This is a genomic window from Pseudomonas solani, from assembly GCF_026072635.1.
GTDB lineage: Bacteria > Pseudomonadota > Gammaproteobacteria > Pseudomonadales > Pseudomonadaceae > Metapseudomonas > Metapseudomonas solani.
In genome coordinates this window covers 1,426,401-1,441,099 of record NZ_AP023081.1, presented here as the reverse complement: position 1 = coordinate 1,441,099, position 14,699 = coordinate 1,426,401, and the positions used below count along the sequence as shown (strand labels likewise).

The window sequence follows — 14,699 nt, the reverse complement described above, 5'->3', positions numbered from 1 at the left end:
CTCGGGCGATAGCAGCAAATGGCTATCGCAGTTCGTCAGCCGCGACGGATCATCCACACGCCGCCGATGATCAGGGCCATGCCGGCGATCTTGCCAAGGCTGATGGGCGCTTCGCGGTAGCCGGCCCAGCCGTAGTGGTCGAGCACCAGGGCCATGCTCAACTGGCCGGCCAGGACCAGGGCCATGAACAGCATGGCACCGATGCGCGGCCCGGCGAAGGCGGCGGTGGCGATGAACACGGCGCCCAGCAGGCCACCGCTCCAGTGCCACCAGGTGAGCCCCTTCAGCGCCGTGAAGCTGGGCAGCTCGCGCTGCACGGCGGCCACCGCGAAGAGCGCCACGGTGCCCACCAGGAAGGAGATCAGCGCGGCGCCCATGACGCTGGACACCTGCTTGGACAGCAGGCCGTTGATGCCGGCCTGCAAGGGCAGGAAGGCACCGGCGATGAAGGGCAGGGCGAGCAGCCACCAGGCGCTGGGCATGTGAGTCTCCGGTTTTCGGCGGGCGCACAGTATGCCGTCGACGCCGGTGGCTGTCGTCGTCAGTGGATCAGGGCCACTGCATCTCGCCCTTGAGCACCTTGGCGCTCAGTTCGAGGTCGGCTTCGCCGGCCAGGCCCGGGTAGTGCTTCTTCATCGCGGCGGTGAGCTCGGCGGCGTTCTTCGCCTTGGGCAGTTCCTGCTCCAGGGCCTTGAGGTAGTCACGGGTGAAGTGCAGGTCGCCGAGGCCGGCGGCGCGCTCGCCCAGGTAGTGGCCGGGAATCACCTGCTCGGGCTTCAGCGCTTCGATGCGGTCCAGCGCGGCGATCCAGTTACGGCGCGATTCGACGCTCTGCGAGTCGGCGGTCCACACATGCATGTTGCCGCTCACCAGCACGCCGCCCAGCTGGGTGCGCAGGGAGGGAATCCACAGGCCGGTGTGGGCCGGGTCGGCGCCGTCCAGGCCGATCACTTCGATGCGCTGGCCTTCCAGTTCCAGGCTGTCACCCTTGAGCGGCTGCGGCACTACCAGGGCCTTGGGCGCGCCGTCCTTGAGGATCGGGCCCCAGTAGGCGAGCTTCAGGTCCTTGGTGGCCTTGATGTGCTCGATGGTCGGCGCGGTGGCCAGCACCTTGGCCTCGGGGAAGGCGCGCAGCAGGGTGTCCAGGCCGAAGTAGAAGTCCGGGTCGCCGTGGCTGATGAAAATGGTGGTCAGGCGCTTGCCGCTGGCCTGGATGCGTTTCACCAGTTCGTCGGCCTCGTGGCTGGAGAACTGCGCGTCCACCAGCAGGGCGTCGTGCTCGCCGAGGATCAGCGACGAGGTGACCGGGAACACGGCCTTGTCGCCGGGGTTGTAGACCTGCAGTTGCAGGGGCTGGGCCAGGGCGCTGCCGGTGGCGGCGATCAGGGTGGCGCCGGCCAGGAGGCGGCGCAGGAAAGCGATGGGGGCCATGATGGGGTCCTCGATGGAAAGGCATCAGGATAGTTGCTCGTTGTGCAGCTAAAAACGCCATAATCCGCGCATCTTTGTTGCACATTCCGAGCGTGTCATGGACCGGATAACCGCCATGCGGGTCTTCGTCGAGGTGGTGGAGCGGGGCAGCCAGACCGCCGCCGCCGACGCCCTGGAAATGTCCCGGGCGATGGTTTCGCGCCATCTCGCCGCGCTGGAGGACTGGGCCGGTGCGCGCCTGCTGCACCGCAGCACCCGGCGCCTGAGCCTGACCGGCACCGGCGAGCGGATGCTGCCGCAATGCCGCGAGGTCTGTGCCCTGGCCGAGGCCATGCAGGGGCTGGGGCGGGACAGCCGCGAGGCCCCGCAGGGGCGCCTGCGCATCACCTGCAGCCAGTCCTTCGCCCAGGCCTGGCTGGTGCACGAGATCGGCCGCTTCCAGACGACCTATCCCGGCGTCAGCGTCGACCTGCTGGTGAGCAGCCAGGCGGTGAACCTGATCGAGGAACGCATCGACCTGGCGCTGCGCATCACCAACCAGCTGGACCCCAACCTGGTGGCACGCAAGCTCGCCACCTGCCGCTCGGTGGTCTGCGCCACCCCGGCCTACCTGGCCCGCCACGGCATGCCGCGCACCCCCGAGGACCTGGTCCGGCACAACTGCCTGACCTACTCCTTCTTCGGTCGCAGCCTCTGGGCCTTCTTCCGCGACGGCGAACCTTGCGCGGTGTCGGTGGACGGCAGCCTCAGTGCCAACGAATCCATGGTGCTGCTGGAAGCCACACTCGCCGACCAGGGCATCAGCCTGCAGCCGCGCTACTCGGTGGCCGCGCAGCTGCGCTCCGGCGCCCTGGTGCACCTGCTGCCCGGCTACGAGCCCCAGGAGCTGGGCATCTACGCCCTCTACGGCACCCGCCGGCAGATGCCCACCGCCCTGCGCCTGCTGCTCGACCACCTGGCCGAACGCCTGCAGGACAACCCCGACTGGGACCTGTGAGCCTGCGCGTCCCGGGCTGAAGCCCGGACTACATGGCTGTTGGCAGCGGGCTCTTGTGGGAGCGGATTCATCCGCGAATAAAACCGCCGGGTTGCACCCGACCTACGGTCCGGGTACGTGCGGTGGCGGCTTTCGTAGGATGGCGTAGAGCGCAGCGAAACCCATCGAGCGGAGTGGCAGGCTGCCCCTAGAGCCGCGCCGCCAGCTCCGCGCCTTCCCTGATCGCCCTCTTGGCATCCAACTCGCCGGCACGGCGGGCGCCGCCGATCAGGTGCAGGCGCAGGTGGTCGGAGCCCTGCACCGGTTGCAGCTCGCACAGGGGCTCCTGGCCGGCGCAGATGACCACGTTGTCCACCGGCAGCACCTGTTCCTTACCATCCACTTCGATGTGCAGGCCGTCGTTGTCGATGCGTTGGTAGCTGACCCCGCCCATCATCCGCACGCCGTTGCGCGCCAGGTGGGCGCGGTGCACCCAGCCGCTGGTCTTGCCCAGGCCGCTGCCCAGTGCGCCGGGCTTGCGTTGCAGCAGCCAGATTTCCCGCTGCGGCCGTGCCGGTTCGGCAGGTACCAGGCCGCCGGGGGTGGTGGCGGCCAGGTCGATGCCCCAGTCCGCCAGCCATTGTTCCGCGCCCGGCGCCTGGTCGTGGAGCAGGAAGGCAGCGAGGTCGAAGCCGATGCCGCCCGCACCGATCAGCGCCACCCGGGGGCCCACCGGGGCGCCCTGCAGCACCTGCAGGTAGCTGAGCACCTTGGCATGGTGGATGCCGTCGATGGCCGGCAGGCGCGGGCGCACACCGGTGGCGACTATCACGTCGTCGTAGTGGCCGCTGAGTTCGCCGGGGGCGATGCGCCGGCCCAGCACCAGCTCCACCCCCAGGCGCTGCAGGCGCACGCGGAAGTAGCGCAGGGTCTCGTCGAATTCCTCCTTGCCGGGAATGCGCCGGGCCAGGTTGAACTGCCCGCCTATGCAGTCGGCGGCCTCGAACAGGGTGACCCGGTGCCCGCGCTCGGCGGCCACGCAGGCGGCGGAGAGCCCGGCCGGGCCGGCACCGACCACGGCGATGCGCTTGTGCTGGCGGGCGCGGGAGTAGCGCAGCTCGGTTTCGTGCACGGCGCGCGGGTTGACCAGGCAACTGGCGCGGCGGTTGGCGAAGGCATGGTCGAGGCAGGCCTGGTTGCAGGCGATGCAGGTGTTGATCTCGTCGCCCTTGCCGGCGGCGGCCTTGGTCACGAACTGCGGGTCGGCCAGCAGCGGGCGGGCCATGGACACCAGGTCCGCCTGGCCGCTTGCGACGATGGCCTCGGCCAGCTCCGGGGTGTTGATGCGGTTGCTGGCGATCAGCGGGATGCGCAGCTCCTTGCGCAGCCGCGCGGTGACTTCGACGAAGGCGCCACGGGGCACCGAGGTGACGATGGTCGGCACCCGCGACTCGTGCCAGCCGATGCCGGTGTTGAGCAGGGTGAGGCCGGCGTCCTGCAGGGCGAGGGCGATCTCGCGCACCTCCTCCCAGGTGTTGCCGCCTTCCACCAGGTCCAGCAGCGACAGGCGGTAGCAGAGGATGAAGCGCTCGCCGGCCATGCGGCGGATGCGCCGGACGATCTCCAGCGCCAGGCGCATGCGGTTCTCCAGGCTGCCGCCCCAGCGGTCGCGGCGCTGGTTGGTGCGCGGGCAGAGGAACTGGTTGAGCAGGTAGCCCTCGCTGCCCATCACCTCGACGCCGTCATAGGCCGCCGCCTTGGCCAGGCGCGCGCAGCGCACGAAGGCGCGGATGGTCTTCTCGATGCCGCGCTCGCTCAGCTCCCTCGGGGCGAACCAGCTGATGGGGGATTTGACCGGCGAGGCGGAGACCACCAGCGGGTGATAGCCGTAGCGCCCGGCATGGAGGATCTGCAGCAGGATGCGCCCACCTTCCGCGTGCACCGCCTGGGTCAGGCGCCGGTGCGCGGGCACTTCCATGCCGCCGGTGAGGCTGCTGCCCAGGGGCAGCAGCCAGCCCTCGCGGTTGGGTGCGAAACCGCCGGTGATGATCAGCCCCACGCCGCCCCGGGCGCGCTCGCGGTAGTAGGCGGCGAGCTTGCCGAAGTCCCACAGGCGATCTTCCAGCCCGGTGTGCATCGAGCCCATCACCACGCGGTTGCGCAGCTGGACGAAGCCGAGGTCGAGGGGGACAGCAGATGCGGGTAGGGCGATGGGCTGTGCATGGGGGGCCGTCGAGGAGGGGGCGGACCCTCACCATAGAAAGATGCGCAGGCGCGGTGAACGGCCCGGCTGACGGCATCGCCGGGCATTTCGGTCAAGGCGCTTCACGCCCGTCGGCTAAGCGCAGCGGCGGGCGACACCCCGCGCTGTGCGGCCTATCTTTTCCTGCAGGCCCTGTCGGGCCGTTGGCACTGGCAGAACTTTGCACCGCCGTATCGTCGTGAGCCCGGACCGGGGCGTCTTGAGTGGACGTTGCAGGGCAATCTTGCGAGTGGGTGATCAACCCCCAGCAAAAGGATGTGACACGCGATGACTCCCTATCTCTATGCCGGCGCCCGGGGCAACCTGATCCGCCAACAGAAGAACGGCTGGCAGCAGGGCCTGACCGGCGCCGCCCGCTACTTCGTGCACGGCACCGCGCTGACCCCTTCCGAGGTTCACCGGGGCGGAATCTCCCCGGACCACTCCACCGAGTACCTGGTCGATGAAAACGACGCGGCCATCGCCGGCGGGCGGATGATCTTCACCTTCCCGGTCTGCGCTGGCGCCGGCCTGCCCGCCAATGCCTCCAAGTCCCCGGCGGTCGGCCAGCTGTGGGGCTTCAACGGTCATTGCTACGTATTCCTGGTACCGATCGGCACCACCTACTGGAGCCGCGGCGGCACCCTCGGCAACGCCCAGGAAGTGGCCTTCCCCTATGAATTCGCCAGCGGCGACATCTACCAGTACTGGGCGCCGAGCAACAACTTCGTCAACCATGGCGGAGGTGGCGGGAGCCCCAGGACCAACTTCCAGAAGGTGCCCTGGAATGCCTACCTGGCATCGCGGGTCGCGGCACTGGCCGCGATCTAGTCGGGTGGCATGGCGCTGTAGCCCGTGCTTCGACGCTGGTCAGTCGATGTCAGATGGCGTGCTGTCCTGCATCCACTGCGGGATATCCCGCGCTTCATGCAGCACTCGCCACACATCGATGCTGTCTTCGCGCTCGATGTAGAAGATCAGATAGGGGAAGTGCTTCAGCGCCCAGGTGCGTAGTCCGGGCAGGTCGAGCTCGTGTGCGTGGCGTGACGAGCCGGATTCGGGGTGACGAGCGATGTGCCTGTAGGCGCGTTCGAGTGTGTCGATGAAGCCAAGTGCCGCCTGCTCGGCGTCTTCACCCAGGTAGTAGCGAATGATGTCGTCGACGTCCTGACTGGCTCGCGCCCGTGGAACGACCGTCCTGGCCTTCATGCCTGGCCGTTGCGCACCCGGTTGCGCAGCGCCTCGAAGTAATGCTCGTCAGTCGGGGCTTCAGGTGCGGAAGTGGCGCCTTCCAGTAGCAGACCACGCAGGAGCTGGCGGTCCTGGTCCTTGCGGATCAGCTCGCGCACATATTCGCTGCTGGTGCCGTAGCCGCGTTGGCTGACCTGCTCATCGACGAAGTTCTTGAGCGCCTCGGGCAGGGAGATATTCATGGTGCTCATTCGAGCGCTCCTTGTTGGCAAATTTTGCCAATGAAGCTTAGCAGCGGGGCTTCCCGATGTATCTGCTAGCCAGGCATCAGTTGCCGATGATCCGGACGAAGTTGCCCAGCCCGAACATTAGGATGACGGTTATCCACAGGCCTTTGCAGAAGGGCGGCATGCGGCTGGGGCGCAGTTGCAGCAGCTGCCCCCTGGCGATCATCGGGTCGAAGGCGAGGGCGCTGAACAGGGCGATGCAGCCCAGCAGCTCGCAGAGGCTCTGCAGCATCGCCGCTACATCGGTGAGGGCGAGGATGAAGGGCAGGGTGATCTGCACATAGGCCAGTACGAAACCGAGAAGGCAGATGACCGAGGCCCGCTGCCTGAGGCTGAGGGTGTTCCATTCCAGCATTGCGAAGAGCCTGCATGCGCGGTTTCCGGGGCGCCGGATCATACGTGAAGCAGGGCGGGGGGTGGCCGGGCGTGGTTCACCTTTGCGGAGCGTCCCGGGCTGAAGCCCGGGCTACGGCGCTATGGCCGGGTCTCGCAGGGCTCCAGGTAGGTGTTCACGACCTCCACGTTGGATTTGCCAATGTCGGGAACGGTTGTCCACGCAGGGCCCAAACTTTTGAAGTCGCCCGGGCTCGTCAGCTCGACGCTGGTGCCTGCATGGGGACCGCTGGTTATCAGTGCGCGAACGATGGAGACGTGGCCGGTTTCACCCTTGGGATAGTCGTAGAGGCCTGAAATCTTCATCTGGGTGCCCGGGTCTATCGGAGCGATCAGCGTCCACTGTTTTTCGAACAGCGGCTTTTCCAGAAGCCGCTGATCCCATTTCTCCCTATCGCTCAGGTAGTCGGCCCAGGACTTGGGAAACGCAAAGGGGGCTATGAAGCCGCTGGAGTAGATACGGGGTGGAGGATTGAACGCCTGGATGCCGGGGCAGAATTCACGCCCTCCAAGCCCGCCTGCCTTCAGGTCGGCGCAACGGGCCTCGAACAGAAACGAAGGCAGCTTCACCGCGTAACAGGTGCTGGTGAGCACAGGTTGTTCAGCGGTGCGGTCGTAGACCCCATAGGCGGGGCAGCCTGACAGCGGGAGCGCTGCCAGCACTATCCAGTACGGTTTCATGTTCTTCACGTCCTTTGTGTTGTGGTACTCAGCCCTTCACCGGGCCGCCTTCATCGCCACCCTGTATCCCGCCCGCTTCATGCATGGCCGCCGTGGCGCGGCCGAGGATGGCGCCGACCACCTCGTCCTTGCCGGCGGTGTAGGCGTCGCGGTCGGTGGGGTAGCGCTCGGCGAGCTGGCGTTTGACCCGGGCGTATTCGGCGGCGTCCTCGGGGTGGGCGCGCAGGTGGTCGCGGAACAGCAGGTGACGCACGGCGTTGGCCTGGGTCATCACGTGCACGTGGTGGGTGCGGCCTGTGCCATTGGGTGGCATGCCCTTGACGAAGAACATGCGGTCGGTGGCCGGGTTGTCGCGCCAGAACTGGTAGCCGAGGGCTTCCAGCGGGGCGACCAGGCGTTGCCAGTCGTACTCGGGCGGGGGCAGCAGGAGAATATCGATGATGGGTTTGGCGGCGAGGCCGGGCACCGAGGTGCTGCCGTAGTGCTCCAGGCGCAGGCCGCGGATGCCCAGGGCGTCGCTGATGGCGGCGGCCTCCTCGCGGTAGCGCTGGGGCCAGTCGGGGTTCGGGTCGACCACCTCGATGCGGTCGCTGTCGGCGTTGCTCCAGCGGGTGCCGTCGAAGGTGGGTTCATCGGTTTGCGGGGTCATCCCTGTTCCTCGTCTGGCGGTCAGTCGCCTGGGGTGAGTGCACGGTCCATCAGCACCAGGGCCACGCGCTGGCCGTCCGGGGCCTGGCGTTCGGCGATGCCGTTGAGTTGGTAGCCGAGGCGGGTGTAGAGCAGCAGCCCGGCGGCGTTGGCGTTGAAGCAGGAGATGCGCAGGCGGGTGGCGTGGTAGTGCTCGCGGGCGAGGTTTTCCATGACGCCCACCAGGTATTGGGCGACGCCATGGCCACGGGCCCAGGGGGCGACCATCAGGTTGCCCAGGGCGCAGAAGTCGTTGTGCTGCCACTGGTAGAAGTTGGCGAAGCCGGCGACGCGGCCGTCCAGCAGCACCACGGTGTTGTCGCGGCGCTCGGCCATCACCGCGGCGAGCTGGCCGACGGTGAGCGGCCAGATGCCCTTGGGGTAGCAGAAGAACAGTTCGTCGCGGTCCTGGGGGAAGCCGACGACCTCGTCGAGGTCGGCGGCTTGGGCGGGACGGTGGCTGAGTACGGTGTCGAATGCGCTCATCGATGCTCGGTCAGTGCGGTGGGTATTGGGCGAGGACCTTGGCGACGGTCTCGCGGATGGCGGCCTCGCGCTCGGCCGGGGTCGGCGGGTCGGTGCGCATGATCTGCCCGGCACTGCCGCGCCAGACGAGCTTGCCGTCCTTGCCGTCGTAGAGGTCGATCTGGATGGTGGCGACCTTGTAGTCGTAGGTGCGGGTCTCGGTCATGGCTGGGCCGCCCCAGTAGTTGCCCCAGTAACCGCCCCAGTAGCCGCCGTAGCCGGTGGTGACCTGCTGCTGGCGATCGTCGACGATCAGCCAGCTCTGCACCTTGAGGTCGCTGGCGGCGCCATTGGCGGCGGGGCGCAGGCCACGCTGGTCGAGCTGCTGGCCCACGGCCTCGCGGATGCGTTGTTCGGTGAGGTCGCTCTTGATGCGCGGGTCGTCGGGGCTGTACTGCAGCGCCGGCTCCTTCCAGCTCCAGCTGCGGTAGGCGGCGAAGTCGCGGTTGCGGTCGAAATCGCGGTTGATCTCGTAGCTCTGGCAGGCGGCCAGGAGCAGGAGGGTGGAAGCGATGAACAGACGGCGGAACATGGTCATATCTCCTCTGCCGGAATCACTATCCAAGCGCAAGCCAGAGCGGCCGGCAAGAAGATTTCGTGCAAGCCCGCGACTGCTTCCATGTGGATCGTGACGGCGTGTTGCGGTTCCGTTCGTGGCGCGCCCGGGAGAGAGGCATGGTGCAGGAGAGGGGTGGCGCATCGCTCCGCCCACCCCCGGGTGAGGCGGGAGGGGCGGAGGCACCGGGCGGTTGGGCTCAGCGGGGCGGGTAGTTGTCCAGGGCTTCCTTGATGGCTTCGCGCAGTGCGGTGGTGCGGTCGCTGCGGCTGCCGCTGGCGTCGCTCTCGGCGCTGCCGCTCCACACAGGTTGGTTGTCGCGGGCGTCGTAGAACTCCAGGAAGACCACCGCCACTTCCTGCTCGTAGGTGCGCACCAGGGGCACCGTGGCCCAGGCGCCGTACTGGTCGCGGTAGGGGCCGTTGCCGTAGTAGGCGCCGCTGGAATCGTTGTACTGGCGCAGGCGCTTCTCGAACCGCAGGCTGGCGGCGACCTTGAGGTCGGCGCTGGCCGGCTCGCGGGATTGGCGCAGGCCGTGCTGGTCCAGCCCGGAGTTGACGATGTCGACCATCTGCTCCGGCGTCGCCCAGCTGTTGCCGGCGGGCAGGCGGCCGTTGAGCCAGGTCCAGTTGCGGTAGCGGCCGAAGTCGCGCGGGGCCGCCGGGTAGGCGGAGCGGTCGAAGGTGGTGGCCGCCTCCGGCGGGGCCGGCGGCATCGGCTTGGATTCGGCCTTGTAGGGGTTGGCGCTCTGGCAGCCGGCGAGCGCCAGCAGGACGAGGGCGGTGAATACAGGAAGGGCAGTGCGTTTCATGGGGCCTCCGTCGAGGCGAGCCCGTGGGGGCTCTCTTATTGGGGTCTGCAGATCCAGTGCAGGTACCGTCCCAGCCCCATGAAGCTCGGGTGGCGACGGTGGGCCAGCTCCATTTCCAGGAGGTCGACCAGCTCGGCCTTGGCCTGGAATTCACTCGGCATGTAGTCATGGAAAACCCGCACGCCGCTCTGGGTTTCGACCTTCCACATCCCCTCGAGTTGCCCGGCCAGTTCCCGTGGGTCCAGCGGTTGCTGCGGGGTCAGGCTCTGGCCTTCGCCGGCGAAGCGGTTGCGTCGCAGCTTGCGGAAATGGCCCTTGAGCAGGTTGCGGTAGATCAGTGCATCCCGATTGTAGAACGCCAGGGACAACCAGCCGCCCGGCGCCGTCAACTGGTGCAGCACCGGGAGGATGGCGTGGGGCTCGGCGAGCCATTCCAGCACGGCGTGGCAGAGCACCAGGTCGTAGGGCTCGGTGAACTGGCCGAGCAGGTCCTGCCAGGGCGCCTGGATGAAGGTGGCCTCGACGCTGGCTGCGGCGAAGCGCGCGCGGGCGCCTTCGAGCATGGGTTCGGCAGGTTCGGCGAGGGTGACCTGGTGGCCGCGCTGGGCCAGCCACAGGCTCACGTGGCCGAGCCCGGCGCCCACGTCCAGCACCCGCAGCGGGCGCTCGGGCAGGGCTTCGGCGAGGTCGGCCTGGAGCACTGCCAGGCGGATGGCGCCCTTGGCGCCGCCATAGATCTTCTCGGCGAAGCGCGTGGCGAGTTCGTCGAAGTGACGGTCGTCGGTGGTCGTGGCGCTCATTGGACGAAGCGCCTCTCGCTGTCGGCCAGCTTGGCGCGTACCGCCTGCTCCATGTCGATGCCCAGTTCGCTGCACATCAGCAGCAGGTAGAGGACGATGTCGCCCACTTCCTGGCCAGCGTGCTCGAGCGTGGCGGCGGGCAACTGGCGGGACTGGTCCTCGCTGAGCCACTGGAAGATTTCCACCAGTTCGGCCATCTCGACGCTGGCGGCCATGGCCAGGTTCTTCGGGCTGTGGAATGGCCGCCAATCGTTGTGGTCACGGATGGCGTGCAGGCGTTGGGTCAGTTCTGCGAGGTTCATGCGGCTCTCCTGGAGCCGCATAGCTTGGTGCGCCGGCTGGCGCCGCGCAAGCCTCGGCCGTCAGCCCTGCAGCGGGCCCCAGCTGCCGGCCATGTGCGGCAGGTCGTCCTTGCCGCGCAGGGCGAACTGGCCCTCGGCGGCGGGGGCGCTGGCCAGCAGGCGCACCTCGGCGGGCAGCAGCACCGGCTTCTGGAAACGCACCTCCACTTCGTAGCCGGCATCGGGCAGGCGCGAGGCGAGGGCGGCCAGGGTGCGCGCCTTGTTCCACAGGCCATGGGCGATGGCGCGGGGGAAGCCGAACAGCTTGGCGGTGGGCGCCGACAGGTGGATCGGGTTGTAGTCGCCGGCGACCTTGGCGTAACGCCGGCCGATGTCCGCCGGGGCGCGCCAGTGGTCGATCTCCTCCAACGGCAGGGCTTCGCTCTCTGCGCGCTCGGGGGCGTTGCCGTCCAGGCGCATGCCACGGAAGAGGATGCGGCTGTCACCTTCCCAGAGCAGGCCGAGCTGGTCTTCCAGGCGGGTGATCAGGCTGAAGGTCACGCCCTTGTCGTGGGGGCGCAGGCCTTCCACCGCGACGCTGACGCGGAAGGGGCCGAGGCCGCCGAGGGTGCGCAATACGCGGATACGATTTTCCAGATGCACCAGGCCCAGCAGCGGGAAGGGGAAGCGCTTGTCGGTGAGCAGCTGCATCTGCAGCGGGAAGGCGAGGATGTGCGGGTAGGTGGGCGGCAGCTGGCCGTTGTCCTTGAAGCCGCAGACCTGCCGGTAGCGCGCCAGGTGCCGGGCATCCACGTCCACCTGGCTGCGCAGGCCGAGGTCCGGCAGGGTGCGGCCGGTGGCGCCACGGCGCAGGGCCGCGCGGGCGAACAGGCCGGGCAGGGCGGGTGGGGCAGGCAGGTCGAGCCAGTCGGTGGCCATGGGCAGTCTCCTCGTTGCGGAACGGTGCAGCTTAGCCGCCCGCAGGCGGGGTGCATTGGCCGTGGGGCAGGCTGTGCTGGCAGGCGAGTCAATCCGTCTGCAATCGCTATCCGCGCCTTGAGCGGGGGGCCTGAAGATGCATAAGATGGCCCCCGCCCCGCATAACAAGAATATTCAGAAAATGATGCGTGATCTGACCGACGACGTGGCGCTGATGCGCCCGGTGATCGACGCCCTGCGAGCCAGCGGTGCCGACCCTGACAAGGTGCTGGTGCGTGTCGGCCTGCCGCCGGGCGGGCTGCCCGCCGGCCGTTTCCCCCATACGGCGCAGACTCTGTTCTGGAAAGCCGCCGCCGAGGAATGCGCCGAGGAGCACGTCGGCCTGCACCTGGCCGGGCACCTGCCGGCCTTCCACGGGCTGCTGCTCGAATACCTCTTCCTCTCCAGCGAGACCTTCGGCGAAGGCCTGCGCCACGCCCTGCGCTACGTGCGCCTGCTGTCCGACACCCTCAACGCGCGCCTGGAAGTCGAAGGCGAGCGCGCCGTGCTCTCCCTGGGGCAGGACGCCAGCATCAACCGCCATTTCCCGGAGATGCTCGCCGGCGCGGTGATCCGCCTGTTCGACGCCCTGACCGAAGGCGACTTCAAGGCCTGCGAAGTGCAACTGATGCACACCGAAGGCGCGGCTGCCGAGCGTTACCAGACGGTGTACGGCTGCCCCGCACGCCTGGGCGCCGAGCGCTATGCCCTGGTGTTCGACGCCGCGGTGCTGGACAAGCCCTCGCGCCACGCCGCTCCGGAACTGCTGCGCATGCACGAATCCCTGGCCCGCCGCCAGCTGGCCGAAGTGGAGCGTCTGGACCTGGTGCGCAAGGTGCGTGAATTGATCGGCGAACTGCTGGTGGACGGCGGCGCGACCCTGGAACAGGTCGCCGCCCGCCTCAACATGCCCGCCCGCCGCCTGCGCGAACGCCTGGCCATGGCCGGCGTGCGCTTCAACGACCTGGTCACCGACTACCGCTGCCGCCTGGCCAAGGAACTGCTGCTGAAAACCGACGAGCGCATCGAAGTGATAGTCGAGCGCACCGGCTTCTCCGAACCGAGCACCTTCTACCGTGCGTTCAAACGCTGGGTGGGGGAGACGCCGGTGGAATTCCGCAGGCGCGGGAAGCCAGCGGGGAACTAGCTGGAAGCTAGAAGCCTGAAGCTGGAAGCAGGGTTCTGCGCGTAGGGTGGGCTTCAGCCCACCGATCACACCGCAACGTCAAAGCCGGGCACACAGGTCCCGGCTTTTTTCTTGTCGCTTGTCGCCAGCTGGAAGCGGGGGTCTGCGCGTAGGGTGGGCTTCAGCCCACCGGTTACATCGCTGGTGGGCTGAAGCCCACCCTACAAGTGACAACCAGCTCCCAGCCCCCAACGCTCTTTCTTCCAGCTTCCAGCTTCCAGCTTCCAGCTTCCAGCTGCTTTTACGCTCCAAGCAGACTTTGCCCACAAACGCGCATCACCTGCCCAGTCAACGACCCCGAGCTGGGCTGGGCGAACCAGGCCACGGCTTCGGCGACGTCCTGGGGCAGGCCACCCTGGCTCATGGAGTTCATGCGGCGGCCGGCTTCGCGGATGGTCAGGGGGATGGCGGCGGTCATCTGGGTTTCGATGAAGCCCGGGGCCACGGCGTTGATGGTGATACCGCGCTTGCCCAGGGCCGGGGCCCAGGCCTGGGCCAGGCCGATGACGCCGGCCTTGCTCACCGCGTAGTTGGTCTGGCCCATGTTGCCGGCGATGCCGCTGATGGAGGCGATCAGCACCACGCGACCGTTGTCGTGCAGCTTGCCGGCGTCGAGCAGGGCCTGGGTCAGCACCTGCGGGGCGTTGAGGTTGACGTTGATCACCGAGTCCCAGAAGGCATCGCTCATCTTCGCCAGGGTCTTGTCGCGGGTGATGCCGGCGTTGTGCACCACGATGTCGAGGCCATCCGCCAGCGCTTCCACCAGCTGCGCGGCGGCGTCGGCGGCGCAGATGTCCAGGGCGATGCCACGCCCGCCCAGGCGCGCGGCCAGGGCGTCGAGGGAGTCCTTGGCCTGGGGCACGTCCAGCAGCACCACGTCGGCGCCGTCACGGGCCAGGGTTTCGGCGATGGCCGCCCCGATGCCGCGGGAGGCGCCGGTGACCAGTGCCTTCAGGCCATTGAGCGGGCGGCTCCAGTCCTTGACCTGGGCACTGCTGGCCGAGAGGCGCAGCACCTGGCCGGAAACATAGGCGCTCTTGGGCGAGAGGAAGAAGCGCAGGGCGCCTTCGAGCTGGTCCTCGGCACCCTTGCCGACGTACACCAACTGCACGTTGCCGCCCCGGCGGATTTCCTTGCCCAGGGAGCGGGTGAAGCCTTCCAGGGAGCGCTGCACGCTGGCGGCCACGGTGTCCTTCAGCGACTCCGGCGGGCGGCCCAGCACCACCACGCGCGGGCACTTGCCCAGGCCCTTGAAGGCCGGCTGGAAGAAGTTGCGCAGCTCGATCAGCTGCTCGAAGCGGGTCAGGCCGCTGGCGTCGAACACCAGTGCCTTGAGTTTCGGGCCGTGCTCGGCGGTCCAGCGGGTCAGGCCGAAGCGGCCTTCCTCGGTGGCGAAGGATTGGTCGGTGAGCTTGTTCAGCACGCCGCTGGCGGCTTCGGCCAGGGCCCCCTCACCGCCCAGCAGCAGGGCGCCATCCACCGGCCGGGTGCGGCCCGCCATCCAGCGCTCCAGGCGCATCGGCGCGGGCAGCCCGAGGGCGCCGACCAGGCGTCGGCCGGCGTTGGAGTTGGCGAAGGCGAGATAACGGTCGGACATGGGGGCAGGCTCCTGCACGCATAAATGAAGTGGGGCTCACTCTACGCAGACAACACAATCGCGCAATTGACCGTGTT

General features: G+C 68.2%; 17 protein-coding genes and 1 pseudogene. 3 read left to right on the top strand and 15 right to left on the bottom strand.

Features of this window, described 5'->3' with window-relative positions; translation table 11 throughout:
- Positions 1–35: 35 nt before the first annotated feature.
- Both PSm6_RS06740 and PSm6_RS06735 read right to left on the bottom strand, forming a co-directional pair.
- Positions 36–482, bottom strand: coding sequence for a DMT family transporter (locus tag PSm6_RS06740; RefSeq protein ID WP_021219704.1), 447 nt, complete (start codon positions 480–482; stop codon positions 36–38).
- A 67-nt stretch (positions 483–549) separates the two neighbouring features.
- Positions 550–1,431 carry an MBL fold metallo-hydrolase gene (locus PSm6_RS06735; RefSeq protein WP_043244596.1) on the bottom strand — a complete coding sequence of 294 codons (882 nt, stop codon included), beginning with the start codon at positions 1,429–1,431 and terminating at the stop codon, positions 550–552.
- Between the two features lie 97 nt (positions 1,432–1,528).
- Between PSm6_RS06735 and PSm6_RS06730 the strand changes: the two genes are divergently transcribed.
- Positions 1,529–2,428: a LysR family transcriptional regulator gene (locus tag PSm6_RS06730; RefSeq protein ID WP_043244597.1), complete on the top strand. Its 900-nt coding sequence runs from the start codon at positions 1,529–1,531 to the stop codon at positions 2,426–2,428.
- Between the two features lie 187 nt (positions 2,429–2,615).
- Here PSm6_RS06730 and PSm6_RS06725 read toward each other — a convergent pair.
- A pseudogene (locus tag PSm6_RS06725) lies at positions 2,616–4,630 on the bottom strand (oxidoreductase).
- Between the two features lie 307 nt (positions 4,631–4,937).
- Here PSm6_RS06725 and PSm6_RS06720 point away from each other — a divergent pair.
- Positions 4,938–5,480, top strand: a complete 543-nt coding sequence (locus PSm6_RS06720) for a hypothetical protein (RefSeq protein WP_263404508.1) — start codon at positions 4,938–4,940, stop codon at positions 5,478–5,480.
- A gap of 39 nt (positions 5,481–5,519) precedes the next feature.
- Here PSm6_RS06720 and PSm6_RS06715 read toward each other — a convergent pair whose 3' ends face one another.
- From PSm6_RS06715 to PSm6_RS06665, 11 genes are all read right to left on the bottom strand, one after another.
- Positions 5,520–5,858: a type II toxin-antitoxin system RelE/ParE family toxin gene (locus tag PSm6_RS06715; protein ID WP_265169838.1), complete on the bottom strand. Its 339-nt coding sequence runs from the start codon at positions 5,856–5,858 to the stop codon at positions 5,520–5,522.
- On the bottom strand, positions 5,855–6,091 hold the full coding sequence (locus tag PSm6_RS06710; protein ID WP_265169836.1) for a type II toxin-antitoxin system ParD family antitoxin: 237 nt from the start codon (positions 6,089–6,091) through the stop codon (positions 5,855–5,857). The genes PSm6_RS06715 and PSm6_RS06710 overlap by 4 nt, the downstream gene beginning before the upstream one ends.
- 76 nt (positions 6,092–6,167) lie before the next feature.
- Complete coding sequence (locus PSm6_RS06705; protein WP_265169835.1) at positions 6,168–6,482, bottom strand: hypothetical protein; 315 nt, start codon at positions 6,480–6,482, stop codon at positions 6,168–6,170.
- 119 nt (positions 6,483–6,601) lie between these two features.
- Positions 6,602–7,201 carry a hypothetical protein gene (locus PSm6_RS06700; RefSeq protein ID WP_265169833.1) on the bottom strand — a complete coding sequence of 200 codons (600 nt, stop codon included), beginning with the start codon at positions 7,199–7,201 and terminating at the stop codon, positions 6,602–6,604.
- Between the two features lie 28 nt (positions 7,202–7,229).
- Complete coding sequence (locus PSm6_RS06695; RefSeq protein WP_265169832.1) at positions 7,230–7,850, bottom strand: GrpB family protein; 621 nt, start codon at positions 7,848–7,850, stop codon at positions 7,230–7,232.
- 20 nt (positions 7,851–7,870) lie between these two features.
- Positions 7,871–8,374 (bottom strand): GNAT family N-acetyltransferase, encoded by a 504-nt coding sequence (locus PSm6_RS06690; RefSeq protein ID WP_021219714.1) that lies wholly within the window; start codon positions 8,372–8,374, stop codon positions 7,871–7,873.
- 10 nt (positions 8,375–8,384) lie between these two features.
- The gene (locus PSm6_RS06685; RefSeq protein WP_043244607.1) at positions 8,385–8,945 is read right to left on the bottom strand and encodes a DUF4136 domain-containing protein; all 561 of its coding nucleotides are present in this window, start codon (positions 8,943–8,945) and stop codon (positions 8,385–8,387) included.
- A 223-nt stretch (positions 8,946–9,168) separates the two neighbouring features.
- Positions 9,169–9,780 carry a DUF4136 domain-containing protein gene (locus PSm6_RS06680; RefSeq protein WP_043244609.1) on the bottom strand — a complete coding sequence of 204 codons (612 nt, stop codon included), beginning with the start codon at positions 9,778–9,780 and terminating at the stop codon, positions 9,169–9,171.
- 35 nt (positions 9,781–9,815) lie between these two features.
- On the bottom strand, positions 9,816–10,580 hold the full coding sequence (locus PSm6_RS06675; protein ID WP_043244612.1) for a methyltransferase domain-containing protein: 765 nt from the start codon (positions 10,578–10,580) through the stop codon (positions 9,816–9,818).
- Positions 10,577–10,882: a nucleotide pyrophosphohydrolase gene (locus PSm6_RS06670; protein ID WP_021219718.1), complete on the bottom strand. Its 306-nt coding sequence runs from the start codon at positions 10,880–10,882 to the stop codon at positions 10,577–10,579. Before PSm6_RS06670 ends, PSm6_RS06675 begins: the two co-directional genes overlap by 4 nt.
- 60 nt (positions 10,883–10,942) lie before the next feature.
- Positions 10,943–11,800: a MaoC family dehydratase gene (locus tag PSm6_RS06665; RefSeq protein ID WP_043244613.1), complete on the bottom strand. Its 858-nt coding sequence runs from the start codon at positions 11,798–11,800 to the stop codon at positions 10,943–10,945.
- 184 nt (positions 11,801–11,984) lie between these two features.
- Between PSm6_RS06665 and PSm6_RS06660 the strand changes: the two genes are divergently transcribed.
- Positions 11,985–12,986, top strand: coding sequence for an AraC family transcriptional regulator (locus PSm6_RS06660; protein ID WP_031287774.1), 1,002 nt, complete (start codon positions 11,985–11,987; stop codon positions 12,984–12,986).
- A gap of 280 nt (positions 12,987–13,266) precedes the next feature.
- Here PSm6_RS06660 and PSm6_RS06655 read toward each other — a convergent pair whose 3' ends face one another.
- Entirely contained in the window at positions 13,267–14,622 is a 1,356-nt protein-coding gene (locus tag PSm6_RS06655; RefSeq protein WP_265169828.1) for a 3-oxoacyl-ACP reductase, read from the bottom strand.
- Positions 14,623–14,699 lie beyond the last annotated feature (77 nt).